Source organism: Terriglobus roseus (assembly GCF_900105625.1).
GTDB lineage: Bacteria > Acidobacteriota > Terriglobia > Terriglobales > Acidobacteriaceae > Terriglobus > Terriglobus roseus_B.
The window spans coordinates 2,717,745-2,740,023 of the sequence record NZ_FNSD01000001.1 but is presented as its reverse complement, the minus strand read 5'-3'; the positions used below and the strand labels follow the sequence as shown (position 1 = coordinate 2,740,023).

General features: G+C 61.6%; 17 protein-coding genes. 14 read left to right on the top strand and 3 right to left on the bottom strand.

The features are described from left to right. Positions 1-38: 38 nt before the first annotated feature. Positions 39-833: a FadR/GntR family transcriptional regulator gene (locus BLW03_RS11310; protein WP_074654125.1), complete on the bottom strand. Its 795-nt coding sequence runs from the start codon at positions 831-833 to the stop codon at positions 39-41. A gap of 207 nt (positions 834-1,040) precedes the next feature. Here BLW03_RS11310 and BLW03_RS11305 point away from each other — a divergent pair, with 207 nt between their 5' ends. The 7 genes from BLW03_RS11305 (at position 1,041) to BLW03_RS11275 (ending at position 9,415) form a co-directional block, all read left to right on the top strand. After that, positions 1,041-2,339 (top strand): MFS transporter, encoded by a 1,299-nt coding sequence (locus tag BLW03_RS11305; protein ID WP_074654124.1) that lies wholly within the window; start codon positions 1,041-1,043, stop codon positions 2,337-2,339. 4 nt (positions 2,340-2,343) lie between these two features. Further along, a complete protein-coding gene (locus BLW03_RS11300) occupies positions 2,344-3,117 on the top strand; it encodes an SDR family NAD(P)-dependent oxidoreductase (protein WP_074654121.1) in 774 nt (257 codons plus the stop codon). A gap of 140 nt (positions 3,118-3,257) precedes the next feature. Further along, on the top strand, positions 3,258-4,505 hold the full coding sequence (locus tag BLW03_RS11295; RefSeq protein WP_074655952.1) for a tagaturonate epimerase family protein: 1,248 nt from the start codon (positions 3,258-3,260) through the stop codon (positions 4,503-4,505). 218 nt (positions 4,506-4,723) lie between these two features. Beyond that, positions 4,724-6,058 carry a nickel-dependent putative hexonate epimerase gene (locus tag BLW03_RS11290; RefSeq protein ID WP_074654119.1) on the top strand — a complete coding sequence of 445 codons (1,335 nt, stop codon included), beginning with the start codon at positions 4,724-4,726 and terminating at the stop codon, positions 6,056-6,058. A 201-nt stretch (positions 6,059-6,259) separates the two neighbouring features. Further along, on the top strand, positions 6,260-7,123 hold the full coding sequence (larE, locus tag BLW03_RS11285; protein WP_074654118.1) for an ATP-dependent sacrificial sulfur transferase LarE: 864 nt from the start codon (positions 6,260-6,262) through the stop codon (positions 7,121-7,123). Positions 7,124-7,266: 143 nt separating this feature from the next. After that, the gene (gene larB, locus BLW03_RS11280) at positions 7,267-8,019 is read left to right on the top strand and encodes a nickel pincer cofactor biosynthesis protein LarB (protein WP_074654116.1); all 753 of its coding nucleotides are present in this window, start codon (positions 7,267-7,269) and stop codon (positions 8,017-8,019) included. A gap of 103 nt (positions 8,020-8,122) precedes the next feature. After that, entirely contained in the window at positions 8,123-9,415 is a 1,293-nt protein-coding gene (locus BLW03_RS11275) for an MFS transporter (RefSeq protein WP_244502052.1), read from the top strand. Here the strand turns inward: BLW03_RS11275 and rbsK are convergent. Further along, entirely contained in the window at positions 9,412-10,320 is a 909-nt protein-coding gene (rbsK, locus tag BLW03_RS11270; RefSeq protein ID WP_074654112.1) for a ribokinase, read from the bottom strand. The genes BLW03_RS11275 and rbsK overlap by 4 nt on opposite strands. A gap of 96 nt (positions 10,321-10,416) precedes the next feature. Between rbsK and BLW03_RS11265 the strand changes: the two genes are divergently transcribed. The 6 genes from BLW03_RS11265 (at position 10,417) to BLW03_RS11240 (ending at position 18,730) form a co-directional block, all read left to right on the top strand. Continuing rightward, on the top strand, positions 10,417-10,938 hold the full coding sequence (locus tag BLW03_RS11265; RefSeq protein ID WP_083350479.1) for a lipocalin family protein: 522 nt from the start codon (positions 10,417-10,419) through the stop codon (positions 10,936-10,938). Positions 10,939-11,044: 106 nt separating this feature from the next. Further along, positions 11,045-12,835, top strand: coding sequence for a membrane protein insertase YidC (gene yidC, locus BLW03_RS11260; protein WP_074654110.1), 1,791 nt, complete (start codon positions 11,045-11,047; stop codon positions 12,833-12,835). A 111-nt stretch (positions 12,836-12,946) separates the two neighbouring features. Next, positions 12,947-13,498 carry a Jag family protein gene (locus tag BLW03_RS11255; RefSeq protein ID WP_074654108.1) on the top strand — a complete coding sequence of 184 codons (552 nt, stop codon included), beginning with the start codon at positions 12,947-12,949 and terminating at the stop codon, positions 13,496-13,498. A gap of 336 nt (positions 13,499-13,834) precedes the next feature. Then, on the top strand, positions 13,835-15,229 hold the full coding sequence (gene mnmE, locus BLW03_RS11250; RefSeq protein ID WP_074654107.1) for a tRNA uridine-5-carboxymethylaminomethyl(34) synthesis GTPase MnmE: 1,395 nt from the start codon (positions 13,835-13,837) through the stop codon (positions 15,227-15,229). A gap of 118 nt (positions 15,230-15,347) precedes the next feature. Then, a complete protein-coding gene (locus BLW03_RS11245) occupies positions 15,348-17,021 on the top strand; it encodes a phospholipase C (RefSeq protein WP_074654105.1) in 1,674 nt (557 codons plus the stop codon). A gap of 98 nt (positions 17,022-17,119) precedes the next feature. After that, the gene (locus tag BLW03_RS11240; protein ID WP_074655950.1) at positions 17,120-18,730 is read left to right on the top strand and encodes a multicopper oxidase family protein; all 1,611 of its coding nucleotides are present in this window, start codon (positions 17,120-17,122) and stop codon (positions 18,728-18,730) included. Positions 18,731-18,950: 220 nt separating this feature from the next. Here BLW03_RS11240 and uvrA read toward each other — a convergent pair whose 3' ends face one another. After that, on the bottom strand, positions 18,951-21,458 hold the full coding sequence (uvrA, locus tag BLW03_RS11235) for an excinuclease ABC subunit UvrA (protein ID WP_074654103.1): 2,508 nt from the start codon (positions 21,456-21,458) through the stop codon (positions 18,951-18,953). 296 nt (positions 21,459-21,754) lie between these two features. Between uvrA and BLW03_RS11230 the strand changes: the two genes are divergently transcribed. Continuing rightward, positions 21,755-22,171 (top strand): GIY-YIG nuclease family protein, encoded by a 417-nt coding sequence (locus BLW03_RS11230; protein WP_244502051.1) that lies wholly within the window; start codon positions 21,755-21,757, stop codon positions 22,169-22,171. Positions 22,172-22,279: the final 108 nt, after the last annotated feature.

Below are 22,279 nucleotides of genomic sequence, written 5' to 3'. Positions count from 1 at the left end.
CCGGCTACTACGCATCCCAACTCTCACGCCTCAACGGCTTACTTCGCAGGCTCTTTGGACTTTGCCAGAGCCCGCGTCGTCTTCGCCGTCTTTTTTGCAGCAACTGCCGGCTTGATCCGCACCGGCGCCGTGGCTTCCTTTTTCTGGGCATCCTCCGCTTCCATCAAATGCCGCTCCATGGCAGCACGCGCGGCGCGGGCGTTGCCGGACCGGATGGCGCGATAGACCCCGCGGTGCAGCGCGGTGGTGAGTGCCAGATCAACCGTCTGTTCGGCGTTCGCGCGGCGAGCGGCATACAGCGCGCCGGTGAGGCTCTCCATGATGGCCGCGAGGATGCTGTTTCCTGCGGCCTGCGCGATGATGCGATGAAAGCGGACGTCGTGGATCAGATAGTCCTGCGGCGTATCGACAGTCGCGTCCATCTCCTCAAGCTCTTCTGCCATCTGCGCCAGGTGCCGCTCGCTGATGCGGTCCGCGGCCAGCGCGGCCAGGTGGCCCTCCAGCACGCGGCGCGCTTCGAAGAGCTGCCCCATCTCGTACCCGTGAAGCGCATCCAGAAACGGCAGGGATGCTGCGCCGAACTGGGTCGGCGACTCCGACAGGAACGCTCCAACGCCATGCCGCACCTGCAAGAGGCCCATGGCCGCCAGGTAGCCGATCCCCGCGCGCAGGCTGCTGCGGCTGATACCGAGCGTCCTGGCGAATTCACGTTCCGGCGGCAGCTTGTCGCCCGGCTGTAACGTGCCGTCTTCCAGCAGGGTTCGAATCCGCTCGACGACGCGCATGGTCATTTGGCGGTCTTCCCCGGTACTTGCAATCTGGAGGCTGGGCATATCAGCCAATTCTGCACAGACCCGCCGAAAAAGGGAAGGAAGACATGCCGCAGCGTTGACAGTGGAATGAGCGGAGGAATACATCTATAAGGCAGTGGTCGGACCTCTTCACGCTCACGGGACTTTCTGGCAGGCCTGATATATGCTGCCGACGGCTTCCGATGTAAGCCTGTGCGGCACGCCAAACATGCAGTTTCCCGGAGCGCTGTGAGCACCCTCGAATCGACACGCGATACGTATCTAGAGACGCGCACCAGCAACGTTCGGTGGATGGTGTGCATGATGCTGTTCGTCGCCACCACCATCAACTACATGGACCGCCAGGTCATCGGCATCCTCAAGCCCACGCTGATGCATGACATCGGCCTGACCGAGCAGAACTACGGCTACATCATTGCCTGCTTCCAGGTCGCCTATGCGTTGGGACTGCTCGCCGCCGGCAGACTTGTAGACAAGCTGGGTACGCGCCTCGGCTATGCGCTGATCATGGGCATCTGGAGCCTGGCCGGCATGGCGCACGCACTTGTGACCACGGCGTTCGGTTTTGCCACCGCACGCTTCGCGCTGGGCCTGGGTGAGGCCGGCAACTTCCCCGCTGCCATCAAGACTGTCGCTGACTGGTTCCCGAAAAAAGATCGTTCGTTCGCAACGGGTCTCTTCAACGCGGGCACCACGACCGGCGCCATGGTGGCACCCTTCTTCGTGCCGTGGATCACGCTGCGTTACGGCTGGCATGCTGCTTTCCTGGTGACCGGCCTGCTGGGCGCGCCGTGGATCATCTGGTGGTACACGAGTTACCGCACACCGGCTGCACACAAAACAGTTTCGCGCGCCGAGCTGCACTACATTCAGTCCGACGAAGAAGCGCCGACCGAAGGCGGAGCACAACCCCGCTGGTTGCAGCTGCTGGCGTTCAAGCAGACGTGGGCGTGCTCTGCCGCACGCTTCCTGACCGATTCCATCTGGTGGTTCTATCTCTTCTGGATGCCGGGCTTCCTGGATGCGCAATATCACCTGGGCCTGTCGCACATGGGTGCGCCGCTGATGATCATCTATGGCGCATCGGCCGTGGGCGGCATCGCCGGTGGATGGATCCCGAAGATCTTCGTGAAGAGCGGCATGCGCGAGGGCAATGCGCGCCTGTTGTCGATGTTTATCTGCGCCCTGTTTTCGCTGCCCATGCTCTTCGCCAGCCACATGACGACGATCACCGGCTCCATCCTGGTTTTGAGCCTTGCGGTCTCGGGCCACCAGGGTTGGTCGGCAAATATGTACACCACCGTCTCTGACATCTTTCCGCCGCGCGCGGTGGGCAGCGTCACCGGCATCACCGCCATGGCAGGATCGGTTGGCGGCGTTCTTCTGTCGCTGGAAGCAGGACACATCCTGCAGTTGACCGGCAGCTACACGTCGCTGTTCGTCCTGGCCGGCAGCGTTTACATGATCGCCTGGGTCATCCTGCGCCTGTTCGCGGGTGGTCTGCAGCGCGTCAATCTGGAGGCATAAGCAAGTGAAGCATCCCCTGAGTTTGGAAGGCCGCGTAGCGGTCGTGATCGGCGGCACCAGCGGCATCGGCCGCGCCATGAGCCTTGGTCTGGCGAAGGCCGGCGCAGATGTTGTGAGCACTGGCCGCCGCGTCGAGCAGGTCAACGAAGTCGCCGCAGAGATCGAGGCAATCGGCCGCAAGACCCTGCGCCAGCCCACCGACCAGACGCACCGCGACCAGATTGAAGCCCTGCTGACGGCCTGCGTTGAGCAGTTCGGTAAAGTCGACATCCTCGTGAACTGCGCCGGCAAGATCAAGCGCACGCCCACGCTCACCGTCTCCGAAGAAGAGTGGACGGACATCATCGATACCAACCTGACCGGCATGCTCCGCTGCTGCCAGGTCTTTGGCAAGCACATGATCGACCAGCAGTACGGCCGCATCATCAATATCGCGTCGCTGAACAGCTACGTGGCGTTGAATGAAGTTGCTGCCTATGCCGCCAGCAAGGCCGGCGTGCTGTCGCTGATCCGTTCGCTTGCGGTGGAGTGGTCGAAGCATGGTGTGAACGTGAACGGCATTGCTCCCGGCGTCTTCCGTACCGAGTTGAATGCGGCGCTGCTGGACGGTTCGCCCCGCGGGCAGGAACTGCGCATGCGCACCCCGATGAACCGGTTTGGCAAAACAGAAGAACTTGTGGGCGCGGCCATTTACCTGGCGAGCGACGCAGCATCGTTTACCAATGGGCACACGATCGTTGTCGATGGCGGATTCCTCGCGAGTGGCGTGAACCAGTAGCTGGTTCCGCCTGACCTCCCTGAGTTGGCCCAGGATCGCTGGCAATTGCCGAAAAGGCGCGATCCCTGGAGACAAAACTTCCTTGGGAAGGTTATTATCGAAACGTTTTTATGCGGACAGGTAAGGGAGTCACCAAGAACATGCAGCTACCCAAGTTTTCGCTCGGTATGGGCGACCGTTTTGCACATCAGGCCAAGGCGCAGTTACAAGCCTGCATCCTGGGTGCAGAGGCTGGCGCCGATGTCGCGCCGGTATGGAACAAGAGCAATCGCGAGCACCTGATCATTGGCAGTGAACCCAGCGGTACGCGATCCGCGGCGGATGCAGCTGTGAAGGAACTGGGCTGGACCAAGCCTTACTTCCTCGATGCCGATCACATCAACCTGAAGACCTACGAGCGCTTCGTTGCGCCGTGCGATTTCTTCACCATCGACGTGGCGGACAACATCGGCCAGAAGAGCGATGACGCGGAGATTGCCAAGTTCGTCGCGCGTCATCCGGAGTTGATCGGCGAGATCACAATCCCCGGAATCGACAAGCCCTTCTCACTGGACAAGGCCTTCGTTGAGAAGACCGCGAAGCAGTTCTTGGCAGCCGTGCAGCACGCTGCGGAGATTTACAAGGCGGTCGTGGACAAGAAGGGCAACGAGGACTTCGTCGCAGAGATCAGTATGGACGAGACGGATGCACCGCAGACGCCGCCCGAGCTTCTCATCATCCTCGCCGCCATCGCCGATGAGAAGCTGCCGATCCAGACCATTGCACCCAAGTTCACCGGCCGCTTCAATAAGGGCGTGGATTACGTGGGCGATGTGCCGCAATTCGACAAGGAGTTCCGCGAGGACCTGGCCACGATCGCCTACGCCATCGACAAGTACGGCCTGCCCGCGAACCTGAAGCTCAGCGTTCACTCGGGTTCCGATAAGTTCTCGATCTACCAGTCGATCCGCGAAGCACTGAAGGACACGGGCGCTGGCGTTCACGTAAAGACTGCCGGCACCACCTGGCTGGAAGAGCTCATCGGTCTGGCAGAAGCAGGCGGTGATGCCCTCGCTCTGGCGAAGGAAGTCTATGCCGAAGCCTTCGCGCACTCCGAAGAACTCTGCGCACCGTACGCAACCGTCATCGACATCAAGACGGCAAACCTGCCATCGCCTGAGACCGTCAACGGCTGGACGAGCGAGCAGTACGTGCGCGCGCTGCGCCATGACGAGAATGACGAGCAGTACAATCCGGACCTGCGCCAGTTGCTGCACGTCGGCTTCAAGGTTGCAGCAAAGATGGGCGCACGTTATACCGATGCGCTGGAAGCGAACGAGGCAGTGGTCGCGCGCAACGTGACAACGAACCTTTTCGACCGGCACATCAAGCCGATCTTCATCGGCTAACAAGACGTAGAAGCACCGGAGTCGAGCACGAAGTGCTTGGCTGCGAAGAATCGTAAGGGCACGGCTTGAGCCGTGCCCTTGCGAATCAAGGCAGGCAGGGAATTTCGCAGCGACGAAGCTCGATGCAAGAAGTGAGTTACAGAGGGGCGTCACGGCCTGAAGCGTGGCGCAAGATCAATCGCAGAACGCGCGGCCCATGGCCGCTGAGGGAAATTCAAGTGGCCTGGTTCAAGGTAGAAGCACCGCACGTATCGGATGCGCAGATCAAGGAAGCCTGCGACAAGCTATTGAGCGAAGCGCGTACGCGTATCAACAAGGACCTGAAGCGTGTTCTGCTGCTGCCGCCTGACCTGACGCGCGCGCACAGCGGCAGCGGATGGATCACCGAATATCTCTACAACGCTCTGCCGGATGCGCACGTGGAGGTGATTCCGACGCTGGGTCAGCACGTGCCGCACACCGAAGCCGAGAACAAGTGGATGTTCGGCTCGATTCCCGAAGAGCGCATCTTCCCGCACGACTGGCGCAACGGCTGCACGCACGTCGCAACCATCCCCGCCTCGCTCGTGAAAGAGACGACGGACGGCGCCGCGGACTGGGACATCCCCGTCGACCTGAACAGCAAGCTCATGGATGAGCAGTGGGACCTGATCATCAACGTGGGTCACGTGGTGCCGCATGAAGTGCTTGGCTTCGCGAACCACAACAAGAACTACTACATCGGTCTGGGCGGCAAGGACACCATCTGCGCGTCGCACATTGCGGCCGCCGTCTATGGCATTGAGAACAATCTCGGCTGCCTGGTGACACCGCTGCGCGCCTGCTACAACTGGAGCGAAGACGAGCACCTGAAGCACCTGCCCGATGTGTACCTGCAGATCGTCATGCAGCGCGATGCGGAGAACAAGCTGGTCACCAGCGGCATCTTCGTCGGCGACGATCTGGACACGTATCTGCAGGCTGCCAAGCGAAGCCGCGACCAGAACATCACACTCTTCGACAAGCCGCTGAAGAAGGTTGTCGCCGTCATGCAGGCCGACGAGTTCCGCGCAACATGGGTAGCCAACAAGGCCGTCTACCGCACACGTATGGCGATCGCCGATGGAGGCGAACTGCTGATCCTTGCGCCGGGCGTCGAGCGCTTCGGCGAGCAGCCGGAAGTGGATGCACTGATCCGCAAGTACGGCTACAAGGGAACACCGCGCACGCTGGCTCTCTACAAAACAGAAGCCGACATGCAGGAGATTCCGCACGGCGTGGCGCACCTGATCCACGGCAGCAGCGAAGGCCGCTTCACCATCACCTACGCTCCCGGGCACCTGACGAAGGAAGAGATCGAGCAGGTGGGGTACCAGTACGCGGACATCCATGAGATGACGAAGCGCTACGATCCCGCCGTAATGAAGGAAGGCTGGAACACCATGCCTGACGGCGAAGAGGTCTTTTACATCAGCACGCCCTCCGCCGGCCTGTGGTCCACGAAGGAAAAGCTCGACAACCCATCACGCAAGGACCTGTCGCGTGAGCAGGTTGCCGCAGGGGATGTGGTCTAGCTTGTCGTTTGATCGACGCGAGCAGCGTCCTATACGGAACTGCTCGTTGATTGGAAGGGCACAGCTTTAGCTGTGCCAAAGAACGATTCCTCTAACTTTTATTTGTTTCTCTGCCCGCTTTGCGGGCAGAGAAACAAATTAGATACATAACGACGGGTTTGCGGCACAGCTGAAGCTGTGCCCTTCCGCACGCGGACATTTATGGCATCCCACGACAACAGCCAACTCGAACTCCACCGCACGGCACTCCAGCAGGAGCTGCGGCGCTACGACCGGCTCGCTGTCGCGTACAGCGGCGGCGTGGACTCGGCATATCTCGCATGGGAGGCCTGCCAGGTGCTGGGCGATCGCATGCTCGCGGTTATTGCCGATTCGCCGAGTCTGCCGCGCACACATCTTGAGTTCGCCATGCAGTTCGCGCAGGACCATGGCATTCCACTACGCGTGGTGCAGACCGCTGAGATGGACCGCGCGGAGTACGTAAAGAACGACGGCGCGCGCTGCTTTCATTGCAAGGATGAACTCTTCCTGACCATGGAAGGCGTGCTGCGCGAGACCGGCATTACCGCCATGGCCTACGGCCGAAACCGCGACGACAGCGGAGACTTTCGCCCCGGCCAGAAGGCCGCGGAGCAGCACAACGCAGTCGCTCCGCTGAACGATGCAGGTTTGGGCAAGCAGGAGATTCGCGCGCTGGCGCAGGCTGCGAATCTGACCGTCTGGGATCGACCTGCGTCCGCCTGCTTATCGTCGCGTCTCGAATACGGACGGCCTGTCACCGCAGAGGCTCTGCGACAGGTCGAGGAAGCGGAAGAGTCGTTGCTCGCGCTCGGCTTTCGGCAACTGCGTGTGCGTCACCACGGTGACCTGGCACGCGTTGAGATTGAGCGCAGCGAGCTTGCCTCCGCACTATCGCTGGACATGATGGCAAAGATCACCCAGCGCGTGAAGGCCGCAGGCTTCACCTACGTGACGCTGGATACCGAGGGCTATCGCAGCGGCAGCATGAACGCCCTGCTGCCCGTATCGAGCCTGGTTGCAGGGACGAAGACTCATGCAGCATAACGAAGCGGGTGCCCCGTACCTCGCGCACCACGCGATGTGCGGGATACAGATTCTCCGCGGGCACGAATTTGAGATCCCACACATGCGCGATGAAGCTGCGCATGTATGGGGCACCCGCTTTGTTGTTGGATAGAAAGAGAACTATGCAGCGTGACGCTTTACTCAAACTTCTCGGCGAACTAAGCGCGGGCACGCGCTCTGCCGACGAGGTCGCCGACAAGCTGGCCTCGCTCCCCTTCGAAGACCTGGACTTCGCCAAGGTTGACCACCACCGCAGCCTGCGCAGCGGCATGCCGGAGGTGGTCTTCGCCTCTGGTAAGACTGCCGAACAGACGGCAATGATCCTCGCGCGCATTCATGCGAACGGCACGCCCGCGCTGGCCACTCGCGCAGACGATGCGGCATTCGAAGCAACACGCGAGTTGGTGCCTGAGGCGACCTATCACCCGGTCGCTCGCTGCATCACCTGCGGCGCGGGCGCGAAGAAGTCCGGTGGCCGAGTCGCCGTGATCTGTGCCGGCACCAGCGATCTACCGGTCGCAGAAGAAGCAGCATTGACCGCAGACTTTTTCGGCGCAGAGGTTTCGCGCTTCACCGATGTCGGCGTCGCCGGTCTGCATCGCCTGCTCGCGCATCTGCCTGCAATTCGCACGGCAGATGCCGTCATCGTCTGCGCCGGCATGGAGGGTGCGTTGCCCTCGGTCGTCGGCGGCCTGGTCGCAGTGCCCGTCATCGCAGTGCCAACGAGCGTTGGCTACGGAGCGTCGTTCGGCGGTGTGACGGCGATGCTGGGCATGCTGAACAGCTGCTCGCCCAACGTGACGGTAGTCAACATCGACAATGGCTTTGGCGCGGGCTACGTGAGCACGCTGTACGCAAACCGCGCAGTGCGATAGCCTCAGGCTGCCTGCAAACCTGCGGCGAGGCGGCTCTCTGAACCACACCACACCGACCAACGAACGCAGCCTGCGTGCGCACCAGGCCATCACGCTTGGGCTGTTGTTTGCCGCGGGCGTGGTCAACTTCTTCGACCGGTCCTCGCTCTCCATCGCGAACACCACGGTGCGATCGGAGCTGCATCTCTCCGGCACGGAGATGGGCTGGCTGCTCAGCGCGTTTTCATTCGCCTACGGCCTCTCGCAACTACCACTGATCGGCCTGCTCGACCGCCTGGGAACGCGCAGCGTTCTCGGCGCGGGTCTCGCCATCTGGAGCGGCGCGCAACTGCTCACCGGCCTCGTCACCAGCTTTCCCATGTTCATCGTCTTCCGCATCCTGCTGGGCATGGGTGAGGCGCCGTTCTACCCTGCAGGCGTGCGCAGCGTGCGCGAGTGGTTCACCGACCGCACGCGAGGCCGCGCCACCGCGATCATGAGCAGCTCGCAGACCTTCGGGCTGGCGATCGCGCCGCCACTGCTCACCCTGCTGATGATCCGCACCGGCTGGCGCGTGATGTTCATGATCCTCGGCGCAGCGGGGCTCGTCGTCTCCGCGCTGTGGGTGTGGCTGCATCGGCCACGTGCGGCGACGCCCTACCGCGAAGATCTTGTCGCGAGCCTTCAGCCCGCGGGCCTTGTTGGGGATGCGAACCCAGGGCTTCGCCCTGGGCTGGGAAGTCACGCGCCTTCAGCGCGTTTGGATGAGCCGGGAACAACGCACTCGCATGCGAAACGCGGTGCTTTTGCCGAGCTCATCCGGCAGCGCACCGCCTGGGGTATGATGCTGGGCTTTGGCGGCATCAACTACACCAACTGGCTTTACACCGCGTGGCTCCCGGGCTACCTGCAGCAGGAACGGCACCTGTCCCTCGCGAAGAGCGGCTGGCTCGCCGCGATTCCCTTCCTCGCGGGGGCGGCGGGCATGCTCTGCAGTGGTTTCTCCGCAGACCTGTGGGCCAAGCGCGGTGTTCGGCTGACCACGCTGCATCGCATCCAGCTCGTGACCGGCATGATCGTCTCCGCTGGGGCTACGTTCTTTGTCTCACGCGCAGGCAGTACCGCCGAGGCCATCGCAGGCATCAGCTTCGCGCTCTTCTTCATCCACTTCGCCGGGACCAGCGGCTGGGGCTATGTGCAGACGGTCAGCCCCGCGCGCCTCGTCGCCTCCATGAGTGCCCTGCAGAACTTCGCCAGCTTCGTCATCGCATCCGCCGCGCCAGTACTTACTGGCTGGTTCTTCGACCGCACCCACTCGTTCACGCTGGGCTTCGTCGTCTGCGCCAGCGTAACGCTGCTGGGTGCGCTGAGCTACGCCACACTGGCCGCGCCCGACGGCATGCGTGTCGCAGACTAAGCGCGCATGATCCGCAGTACCTCTTCCCGGAGCGGCATGGATGGCTGGGCTCCGGCCTTCGTCGCAGACAAAGATGCCGCCATGCATGCGAAGCGAGCTGCTTCAACAGGCGCCTTCCCTTCGCTGAGCGCTACGGCAAAGGCCGCATTGAAGCAGTCACCCGCAGCCGTAGTGTCGACGGCCTGGACCACCGGCGCGGAGACCAGCGTGCCCGCGACAGCCGCGCCCGCAAGATAGACCCCACGCGCACCAACCTTCAGCGCAACGTTCCACGGCCCCAGCGCAAGCAGTCTCTGAGCAGCCTCGTCCACCGGCAGGTCTTCAGCGATCCCAAGCAGTGTCCGCGTCTCCGATTCGTTCGGCGTAAGCCACGTAGTACTTCGCAGCAGTCCTGCCGACAATGTCTGCGCCGGTGCAGGATCGAGCATCAGAGGCGTCCCCGCATCAGCGCAGATCTCTGCGAGGCGCTCCACGGTGGCTATCGGCGTCTCCAGTTGCACCAGGACCATGGCTGCGGAACGGATGGCGGACGCTGCCCTTTCAACAATCTCGTTTGAGAGCAGTGCATTCGCGCCGGGGTAGACGACAATGCTGTTGCTTCCATCCGCGGCTACGGTGATCGCTGCAACTCCGCTCGAGCCCGGACACTCCTGTACCGCGGAGTTATCGATGCCCTCGGCATGCAGGCCCTGCTGCAGCGTGGCACCAAAGCTGTCGGAGCCGACGCACCCCAGCATCGAGACACTCGCGCCGAGCCGGGCGGCCGCGACCGCCTGGTTCGCACCCTTGCCGCCGGGCACGGTGGAGAAGCCGCTGCCAGTGACCGTCTCGCCGGGCGCGGGCATCCGGTCCACGGTGCTGACCATATCCATATTCAGGCTGCCAACGACTACGAGGTTTCCCATGACACTTGATAGCACGAACAGTTCCCAATCCGGGCCGTGCGATAGATGATGTTCTGAAGACAAAGGGCCGTAACCGCCCCGTACCGGAGGGAATCCATGAAGCTGTTGCGATCGTTTGCTGCGCTCGCCATCGCGCTAAGTACTTCAGGGCGTGCCCAGACGCCGCTGAGGACAGTGGATCGCGTCGACCTGCAGCGCTACCTGGGCCGCTGGTACGAGATCGCGCGCATTCCCAATCGATTCGAGAAGAAGTGCGTCCGCGATGTGACGGCCGAGTACGCAATGAGTGGCACGGAGATCTCCGTCCGGAACGCCTGCACTCAGGCAGATGGCTCGATTAAGATCGCCAAAGGCAAAGCGAAGGTAGTAGACAGGACCACCGGCGCGAAGCTCAAGGTCACGTTCTTCTGGCCGTTCTATGGCGACTACTGGGTCATTGGCCTCGACCCGCAGTATCGCTGGGCAATCGTCGGCGAGCCCAGCCGGAAATACGGTTGGATCCTCTCGCGCACCCCTGCACTCCCCGCCGACACGCTGCGAACGATCCATCGGCAGCTGGAAGCAAGCGGCTACCGCCCCTCCGACCTCATCTACCCGCCGCAGACTGCATCACACTAAAGCACGGCTCAGCCCATTTACTTTCACGAGCCCGTTTCCCGTGCCATTTATCATGGGAGATGGATAAATCCGGCGTGGCAGGGCTGCGCCTGTAGACAAGGAAACCGTGGCAGAGATTAAGAACCCCAATCAAGGAGGAGGCGGTACCAGCAATACCTCCTTCCTTGTCATGATGGTCGTGATGCTTGGCGTGTTTGCCGGGCTGCAGTTTTACCGCAGCAAGCAGAAACAGCCGCTGCAGCCGCCCACGACGCAGACGCAGAGCTCGGCTCCGCAGAGCGCACCAACGGGCCAGACCGCACAGTTCAACGCGAACGCCGTTCAGCAGCCTGCTGCCAGTGCTACTCCCGTGCCAGCCGTTGCGGCTACCGCAGAGTCGACGACGACCGTCGAGAACGAGCTCTACAAGATCACCTTCAGCAATCGCGGCGCCGAGGTGCGCAGCTGGATTCTGAAGAAGTTCCACGACCGCTACGGCGCGCCGCTGGACCTGGTGAACGCTGCGGCCAGCAAACAGTACGGCTTCCCGCTGTCGCTCTACACCTATGACAGCAACGTGACCAACGGCCTTCGCGCCGCGATGTTCGTGCCCAGCGCGACGGGCTCGCTCACCGCGCCGCAGACGCTGACTTTCCATTTCGTACAGGGCAATGTGGAAGCGACCAAGACCTTCACCTTTGACAGCACCTATGTGTTGAAGGCCCAGACCAGCGTCAAGATCAACGGCGCGCCCGTACGCGCGCTGCTGGCGTGGCCCGCTGGCTTTGGCGATCAGGACCAGGTGCTGGACTACAACGGATCGCGCATTGAGACCATGCGTGATGGCAAGGCCGAGCACACCGACTTCAAGAAGGTCAGCGGCGGCGAGACCCTCAACAGTCCGCTGGACTATGCCGGCACCTCCGATGGCTACTTCGCCGCGATGTTCCTGCCGGACATGGCAGGCTCCGCCACCGCGGTAACGCTGCACAACACCATCGACGTCGCCAAGCTTCAGAAAGACGGCAAGAGCAGTGGCAAGCCGGTTGACGTGCCGGTTGTCGGTATTGCCGTAGGCGATACCAATGGCGCCACCTCGACGCGCATCTATGCCGGTCCCAAGTCGGTCGAAGTGCTGAAGGGCATTGCCGTCAGCGGTTCGTCTGCCACGCTGGAACCGGTCGTGGACTTTGGCTTCTGGGGCCCCATCGCGAAGTTCCTCTTCTGGTTCCTGAACTGGATTCACGACCACTTCGCCAGCAACTGGGGCTGGGCCATCGTTACGTTGACCGTTGTGGTCAACCTGGTGCTGCTGCCCTTCCGCTATCAGAGCCTGAAGAGCGGCCTGAAGATGCAGCGCATCCAGCCGCAGATGGACGCCATCAAGGCGAAGTATGCAAAGTACAAGCTGACCGACCCGAAGCGCGCCGACATGAACGTCGAGATCCAGGCGCTGCAGAAGGACAATGGCGTCAACATGCTGGGCGGATGCGTTCCCACGCTGCTGACCTTCCCGCTGCTGTTTGCCATGCTGGGCATGCTGCCCAAGGTGGTCGAACTGCGCGAGGCGCATTGGTTCTGGCTGCATGATCTGACGGCCGCCGACCCATATCACGTGCTGCCCGTCATCATGGTGCTGTCGCAGTTCCTGACGCAGTTCTATATGCCGGCACCGGGTATGGATCCGCAGCAGCAGAAGATGATGGCCTTCATGATGCCGGTCTTCTCCGGCTTCATCACCTGGAACTACTCCTCCGGTCTGGCTCTGTACTGGTGCGTTGGCAACCTGATGATGGTGGCAGCGCAGTTTGGCATGAACCAAACGAAGGAAGGCCGTGAGATGCGGGAACTTGCCGCCAAGCGCGCTCGTCGCAAGGTGGGCGCACCGCAGGCCAAGACCATCCAGGGCAAGCGATAATCAACAGAACGCCACCGGCTGCAACCCACGTTGCAGCCGGTGTGTATTGCAACGAAGCCACCGCGTAACGGACGACAACCGCAGGGGCGGAGGCGATCCCGGGAGAGCAGTATGCAAGACCTGAAGACGGCAGCACAGCAGACCCAAGACTTCCTGAAAATGCTGACCACCACGGGTGGCATGAAGCTTCGCTTCCGCATCACTGCCGGGGCCGGCGCGGCCGATCCGGATGGCCTGGAAGACCGCGTGATCTACGTGGAGCTGAGCGGCCCCGATGCCGATCTGCTGACCGCTCGCGATGGCGAGGTGCTGCGTGCACTGGAACACATTTGCGCAAAGATCCTGCGCCTTGAGCCGGAAGAGCATGACCGCATCTCGTTCGACGCGAACGGTTTCAAGGCCGCACGCAATCGCGAGTTGTTGAACACCGCAAAGGAAGGCATCGCTGCCGTCAAGACCAGTGGCCGCCCCTATTCCTTCGACCCCATGAGCAGCCGGGAACGCCGTATGCTGCACCTGGCCTTGAAGGGTGCAGAGGGCATGCGGACCGAGTCCAGCGGTGAAGGCCCGACCCGCTTCGTGGTCCTGTACCCGGAAAACTGGCGCAGCCGCGAGAGCGACGAGCGAGCCAACAAAATCCGCGAACGCTTCCGCCGGCGCTAAGTGCTTCGCACCGTTCTCAACACGCTTCGCGCGTGTCCGTGCTGCTGGGAGATGCAATGATAGCCCGGCTTCGGGCCGGGCATCGCTTACATCCCCTTTTCTGGCCACTGCTCCTCGCTCGGAACACTGCTCCCTCTCACAGCGCTGTCATCCTGAGCGAAGCGCAGCGAAGTCGAAGGACCTGCATTCCGCTGGCTGTGACAAAATGTGCCGGGATCCCGTCCCGCCGCCCCCAGCACCTTCCAGCCACTAACCCCGGGTGCCCCATGTCTCGCTTCTGAAACATGGGACCAGCGCGAAAGCGCGACCCCTCCCACAAATCCATAGAATCAACCCATGACAGCCGCCACCCTGCTGGACGACACCTCCATCGTCGCCATCGCCACTCCCGCAGGACGCGGCGGCATCGGCATCGTGCGTCTCTCCGGCCCGGCAGCAATCACGATCGCCCAAAACCTCGTACCATCCATCAACACAAACACCCCCCGCCTGGCCCAGTACGCCATCCTCCGCGACGAGAGCGGAGCCCGCGTCGACGATGCGCTCATCACTTTCTTCAAAGCACCGCACAGTTACACCGGTGAGGATCTCGTGGAGATCGCGACGCACGGTGCGCCAGTGGTCCTGGACTGGCTGGTGCGCGCCTGCGTCGATCGCGGCGCACAGCCTGCAAGGCCCGGAGAATTCACCGAGAGAGCCTTTCTTCGCGGTCGCCTCGACCTGACCGAAGCAGAGGCCGTACGCGACCTCATCGATGCGCAGACACTGGGTCAGGCGAAGCTGGCAGCACAGCAGATGGGTGGCAGCATTGCCACGGCAATACGGCCTGCGAAAGATGCGCTCATCTCCCTCATCGCGGCGCTTGAAGCAGGCATCGACTTCGCCGAAGACGACCTCGACACCCTGTCTGCGGCAGAGATCGATGCGCCCATCGCAGCCATCGAGACTTCTCTGAACACCCTGCTTACAAGCTTCGCGCACGGGCGGCTCATGCGTGAGGGTCTGCGACTGGCGATCGTTGGTCGTCCCAATGCCGGTAAGAGTTCCCTCTTTAATCGGCTGGTCGAGCGGGATCGTGCGATCGTGACGGCGACCCCGGGCACCACGCGCGATGTCATCTCCGAGCACATCAGCATGGAAGGCGTGCCGGTGGAGTTGCTGGACACGGCCGGCCTCCGGGAGACGGTCGACGAGGCAGAGAGCATGGGTGTCGCGCGCTCGCGCCAGACCATTGCGGACGCCGACGCTGTTCTGCTGGTGGTCGACGCTACCGCGGCGGAGACGGATGAAGAGGTATCGCTGAAGGAGTCCCTGCTCGGGCGGCCTGTGATCGAGGTGCGCAACAAGATCGACCTGCTGCGCGAGAGGCTGCCTGACGAGGTTTCCTGGACAAACCAGCGGAGCGACTTTACGCGCCAGACCATTTGGGTCTCGGCAGTCAGCGGCGAGGGTGTTGAGGCCTTGCGCGCGGGTATTCTTTCGCTTGCGCGCGGCAGTGCTCAGACGGGCGATGGTGGCGCCACGCTCACCAACCTGCGGCAGCGAAATGCCGTCGCCAACGCTGCGTCATCGCTAGCAATGGCGCGGTCTGCAGCGATCCGAGAGCTGCCGCACGAGATGATTCTGCTGGACGTGTATGAAGCCCTGCGGGCACTGGATGAACTGACCGGACAGACTACCGCGGACGATGTGTTGAACCTGATCTTCTCCAGCTTCTGCATCGGAAAGTAGTTCGATCGACTCAAGGGATTCATCGCGCGTTGACCTGCGTTTCATCATTCTCAGCAGCACTGCCACCACTATGGAGGGACAAGAACACACCCTAATCCCAGCCGGGAAGGAACTCCCCATGGTTCGTAAAGCCTGCGCGTCGTTGTTGCTGTCCTCGATTTTCGTGACTGGATGCGCCACGACTCCTCTGCCGTCCTTGAACGCCCCCATCGTCGCGACCACCAGCTCTGCAGCGATCAAGCATGTGGTGGTCATCTTCGGTGAGAACATCTCGTTCGATCACTACTTTGGCACCTACCCCAATGCACTGAATCTGCCCGGCGAGACAAACTTCACGGCAGCGACCGGCACGCCGACGACCACGAACAACTACGTGAAGTATCCCGGCCTGCTGACGTCGAACCCGAACATGAGCGTCGCTAACGGCGCCGCTGCGAGCAATCCTTTTCGGCTCGCGCCCGGCCAGGCTGTGACCGCATCGCAGGACCACAATTATCCGGACGAACAGGCAGCCTACAACGGCGGCAAGATGGACCAGTTCCCCTTGAGCGTGGGCACGGCCGACAGTTCGACGATCGCGACCGCAACGGGAGCATCGGCTGTCGCTGCGACCAAGGCGCTCACCATGGCCTACTTCGATGGCAACACCGTCACCGGCATGTGGAACTACGCGCAGCACTATGCGATGAACGACAACTCGTTCTCAACAAACTTCGGACCATCGACGCCCGGCGCCATCAACCTGGTCAGCGGTCAGACGAACGGCGTCATCAACGGTGTGGGCCTGGTCACAGGCTCTAACGTCGTCCCGGACGGCAATGGTGGAACGACCCTGATCGCCGATATCGATCCCTTCGGCGATGTGTGCAGCACCTCCTCGGCGCAGGGCAGCATGTCCGGTAAGAACATTGGTGACCTGCTGAATGCCAAGGGCCTCACGTGGGGTTTCTTTGAAGGCGGCTTTGACCTAAGCGTCACCAACAGCAACAGCACTACGGGTTGCGGCCGTTCGAGCACCTCCACCACGCTGACGAAGTCGGGCGTCACCGCGGCCCAGCCTGACTACGTGCCTCATCACCAGCCGTTCCAGTACTACGCCAGCACGGCGAATCTGCAGCACTTGCGTCCCACCAGCGTTGCCGCCATCGGCACCACGGACGCAGCGAACCACCAGTACGACACACATGACTTCACCGATGCGCTCGCTGCAGGCAATCTGCCCGCTGTCAGCTTCCTGAAAGCGCCAAAGTTTCAGGACGCACACGCCGGCAACAGCAATCCGCTGGACGAGCAAACCTTCACGGTGAACATGATCAACGCAATCCAGAAGTCGAGCTTCTGGTCTTCAACCGCGATCATCATCGCGTACGACGACTCGGATGGTTGGTATGACCATGCGAACGCCCTGATCAATGGTTCGGCAACCATCGCAGACAAGATCAACGGCGCAAGCACCTGCATCAGCGCAACCGCTGCCAAGGCTGCTCTCGCTGGTGCCGATGGCAAGCCGGCGGCACAGGGCCGCTGCGGTTACGGTACTCGTCAGCCGCTGCTGGTCATCTCTCCCTGGGCAAAGAAGAACTATGTGGACGACACGTTGACCGATCAGAGCTCCATCACACGCTTCATCGAAGACACCTTCCTTGGTGGCACTCGCATCGGCAACGGTTCGTTCGACAGCATGGCTGGCTCGCTGCTGGGCATGTTCGACTTCAGCAACGGCGCCGCAGCACCCAACGCCGCGGTCGTCACGCTGGATCCAGCAACGGGCAAGGTTACCAGCGGCAACTAACGCCATTTCACTGGGCTTTCACCAAACCGTCATACGATCGGACCACGCATAGGAGACTGTGCGTGGTCTTTTCTTGCCCCCAAGCATCGGAGTTCTTCTTGCCACAGTCGCGTCGCGCTTTTCTGGAACAGGCCGCAGCCCTCGGTCTGCTTTACGGAACGGAACGCGCAATCGCGCAGGCGATGCCCGGCATGAAGATGGGCGGCATCTCCAGGACAGCCGCACCCGTCAACCAGGCAGCGAACGTACCCATGCTGCATACACTGCAGCTCGCACCATTTGTCGACCCCCTGCCACTGCCCGAGATCATTCGACCCGGCGGCCCGCATCATCGGCTGACCGTCACCATGCGCGAGATCCACGCGAAGGTCCATCGCGATGTACCGACCACGCGCATGTGGAGCTACGGCCCGGACGCGATGGCGCCCGTGATTGAAGCGCGCGCACACCAGCCGATCGAGATCACCTGGGTGAACCAGCTCCCACAGCAACACTTTCTTCCCATTGACTACTCGCTTCATGGCAGCGGACACGATGTGCCGCAGGTCCGCACCGTGGCTCATCTTCATGGCGCGAAGGTGCCGTCGAAGTACGACGGTTATCCGGAGGACTGGTTTCCTGTGGGCGGCAGCCGCACCTGCATCTACCCCATGCAGCAGGAGGCAGCAACGCTTTGGTATCACGATCACGCCATGGGATTGAACCGTCTCAACACCTATGCTGGCCTGGTTGGCATGCTGCTGCTGCGCGACGAAAAAGAAGACGCGCTGAACCTGCCGAAGGGAAAGTACGAGGTGCCGCTCGTCCTTTATGACCGCAACTTCAGCCAGGATGGTCAGCTCTTCTACGGCACCAGCGGTGATGCCAACAGCCCTTGGGTCTCAGAGTTCTACGCGGACGGCCTGATGGTGAATGGCAGGATCAAGCCGTACCTCGAGGTGGAGCCACGGCTCTATCGCTTCCGCATCGTCAATACGGCCAACAGCCGTTTTTACGTGCTGTCGCTCTCAGGCAATGCGACCTTCACGCAGATTGGCAGCGACCAGGGCCTGCTGCCCTCACCGGTGAAACAGCAACGGCTGATCCTGGGCTGTGCCGAACGTGCCGACATCCTGATCGACTTCAGCAGGATGGCCGGACAGAACGTGCAGATGCGTACCGGCGCACAGGACATGCTGCAGTTTCGCGTTGCCGCGCACGCGACCTCCACGGCAAACAACGTCGCGCCCCCAGCGCTTCCACCGGTCGTACGAATCCGCGAGCAGGAAGCGGTGCAGACCCGCACCATCACCCTGCATGACTACAAAGATCAGTACGAACAGACGATGGTGATGCTGCTCAATCGCAAGCATTGGCATGAGCCGACCACGGAGAAGCCGAAGCTCAACAGCACGGAGATCTGGGAGTTTGTGAACCTTACCGAAGACACCCATCCCATGCACATTCACCTGGTGCGCTTCCAGGTGCTGGACCGTCAGCCCTTCGACCTGACGGAACTGCTGATGAACAAAAAGCGCGTCTACATCGCCGATGCCGAGAAGCCCGCAGCGCATGAGATGGGCTGGAAAGACACGGTGCAATGCCCGCCGCGCACCGTGACCCGCGTCATCATGAAGTTCGAAGGCTATATCGGAAAGTACCTGTACCACTGCCACATTCTGGAACACGAGGCCAATGACATGATGCGGCCGTTTGAGGTTGTGGCGTAAGCGTCAAGTATCCAGAGGACGCGCCCTCTTCTCGCGCTTCCTGGAGTTTTGGGGCTTCTTCATCTTGGCGCGATTGCACTTCGGGCACCGGAACTTCCGCCTGCCGTGGAAGATGTGGCCTGTGATTTCACGCATCCGCACACGGCATCGCTTACAAGTCATTGCCCTGCACCGTGTCGCGTCATGTTGAGGCTAAGAGTCACAGGTTGCGCTTGCCGTTCTATCCGTCCCTGAACTTCGCCAGAAACGGCGCTGTCCTGCCACCCTTGTGTGCGGCCACATGCGCGGGCGTTCCGGCAACGACAACTTTGCCACCCTCATCCCCTGCGCCCGGACCGATATCGATGACCCAATCACTGCTGGCCACCACGTGCATGTCATGCTCGACGACAACGACCGTGTTGCCTGCATCCACCAGGCCGTCAAGCTGCTTCATCAGCCGTTCCACGTCCGATGGATGAAGTCCCGTTGTCGGCTCGTCCAGTACGTACAGCGTATCGCCACGCTGTGGTCGCTGCAGTTCCGTCGCCAGCTTGATGCGTTGCGCCTCGCCGCCGGAGAGTTCCGTCGCGGGCTGTCCCAGTCGCAGGTAGCCAAGGCCAACTTCAAGCAGGATCCGCAACGCGCGCTCAATGGTCGTGTCTTCCTTGAAGAAGGCATGCGCCGATTCGACGGTCATACCAAGGACATCGGCGATCGTCTTGCCGCGCAGGATGACTTCGAGCGTCTTCGCGTTGAAGCGGGCACCATTGCATGTGGGACACGGTGAGTAGACGCTTGGCAGGAACAGCAGCTCAACACAGACGAAGCCTTCGCCCTGGCAAGTCTCGCAGCGGCCCTTCGCGACATTGAAGGAAAAACGTCCAGCATCGTAGCGGCGCGTGCGCGCCATCGGCGTTGCTGCGAAGAGCTTACGCACGTGATCGAACAGGCCCGTATACGTCGCCATGTTCGAGCGCGGCGTGCGGCCGATGGGCTTCTGATCGACCTGCACCAGCCGGCGAATCCTCTCCTGGCCGCCCGCGAGTCGACCTCCCGTTGTGATCGGCACGGGCTCTGCCGAGGGATCATCGTCAGGCTCAGGCGTATCGATCGACTGGCCAAGATGCTCACTCATGAACTCAACCAGAGCCTGGCTGATCAGCGTGGACTTCCCGGAGCCCGAGACGCCGGTGACAGAGGTGAAGATCCCCAGCGGCAACGCCACATCCAGCGCTTCAAGATTGTTGCGCGTCACCCCTTCAAGCCGCAGCCACCCAGCAGGCTCGCGCGTTGTACGCGGCGTTGCATGGAAACGGCCAAAGACATACTTCGCCGTCTCGGAGTTCTTCACATGCGTCAGACCTTCGGGCTTGCCGCTGTAGAGGATCTCACCGCCGTTCGTTCCGGCGCGCGGCCCCACATCCACGATCCAGTCGGCGTGCTCGATGACATCGACCTCATGCTCCACAACGAATAAGGAATTGCCCGCCTGCTTCAGCGAATCCAATGCCTGCAGCAGCGTTCGCGTGTCGGACGGATGCAGTCCCGCTGATGGCTCATCAAGCACATAGACCACACCGAAAAGGTTCGAGTGCAACTGCGTTGCAAGTCGCAGGCGTTGCAACTCGCCCGGCGAGAGGGTCGGCGTACTGCGCTCCGGCGCGAGATAGCCCAGGCCGAGATCAATCAAAACATCCAGCCGCGAGACGATGTCTTTCGTGATGGTCTTCGCTGCCAGAACCTTTTCCGGTGTGTGTGTCTCGTCCTTCGTCTTACCGGTCGCAAAGGGTGTCAGCAACGCGCGAATGCTCTTCATGGGCTGGTTGCCCATGTCGGAGATATCGAGGCCGGCGAAGGTCACATCGAGCGCGTCCGACCGCAGCCGTTTGCCATGACACATGCTGCACTCCGTGCTCAGCATGTATGCCGACACGCGCTTCTTCATCATCGCGGACTGCGACTTGGTAAACGTCTCCATGACGTACCGACGGGCGCTGGTGAAGGTGCCCTGGTAGCTTGGCTCCATCTTCGCCTTCAGCGCACGCTTCGTCTCTGCCGGTGTCAGGCCCGCGTATACCGGTACCGACGGCTGATCTTCCGTGAACAGGATCCACTGCCGGTCCTTCTTCGGCAGATCCTTCCATGGGCGATCCACGTCGTAGCCCATCGTTACCAGGATGTCGCGAAGGTTCTGCCCCTGCCATGCCGTGGGCCATGCGGTCACGGCACGCTCGCGGATGGAGAGAGACGGATCGTGCACCATCGACTCTTCCGTCACGTCGTAGATGCGGCCCAGGCCATGACACACGGGGCAGGCGCCTTCCACGCGGTTGTAGGAGAACGACTCCGCGTACAGCATGGGACGATGCTGCAGGTAGTGCCCGGCGCGCGAGTAGAGCATGCGGAAGAGGTTGGACAGCGTGGTGACGCTGCCGACGGAAGAGCGCGTCGTCGGTGTGCCTCGCTGCTGTTGCAGCGCCACGGCGGGCGGCAAGCCGTCAATGGAGTCCACCGCGGGCACACTGAGTTGATGAAAGAGCCGTCGAGCATAGGGCGAAACAGATTCGAGGTACCGCCGCTGCGCCTCCGCATAGAGTGTGCCGAAGGCAAGCGAAGACTTACCCGATCCCGATACACCAGTGAAGACCACCAGCGCATCACGCGGGATGTCGACGTCAATGTTCTTCAGGTTGTGCTCGCGCGCCCCGCGTACCTTCACGAAACCATCTGTGGCTCTGCTGCTCATGATCCATGGGATGCAGGCGGAGTGGATTGCGGAAGGACAAGGTCTCCTTCGCGCTGAAACGGCCGCAAATGTACATCTCAGCTCGGTCCGCTACGGCTCCTAGGAGGTTGTCATCCCGCAAGAGACTTGTCATCCTGAGCGGAGCGCAGCCGCCTTGTCTCTCATCCTCACGGGACTTGTCATCCTGAGCGCAGCGCAGTTGCTTTCTCTCATCCCTCACAAGAATTTGTCATCCTGAGCGGAGCGCAGCGAAGTCGAAGGACCTGCATTCCGCCTACGGCAGCTAAAATGTGCGGGTGAAAGAGCACTCCTACTTCGTGTATATCGTTGCCAGCCGAAGCCGAAATCTCTACGTTGGCATTACCGGTCGCCTGATTCCACGCATACACGAGCATAGGTCGGGTTCCTACGAGGGCTACTCAGCAAAGTACCGCTGCAATCGCCTCGTGTACTACGAACGCTACCAATATGTGAATTCCGCCATCGCGCGCGAGAAGCAGCTGAAGGGCTGGCGACGCGACAAGAAGCTCTGGCTGATCGAGCGGATGAATCCCGCATGGATCGACTTGAGTGAGCGTTGGTGGAAACCCGTTGCACTGTACAAGTGGACACCGGAGGAGCGCCGGCTTGCGGAGCTTCGGAGGCGCTATCAGGTGAACATGGAGCGGTCGCTCGCTGCGGATCAGAAGAAAGACGCGGAGGGTGAGGACTGACTTCCCCGCACATCTTAACTACCGCGAGCAGAATGCAGGTCCTTCGACTGCGCTGCGCTCCGCTCAGGATGACAAAATATTGGGGAAGGGTGAGAAAGCCACTGCGCT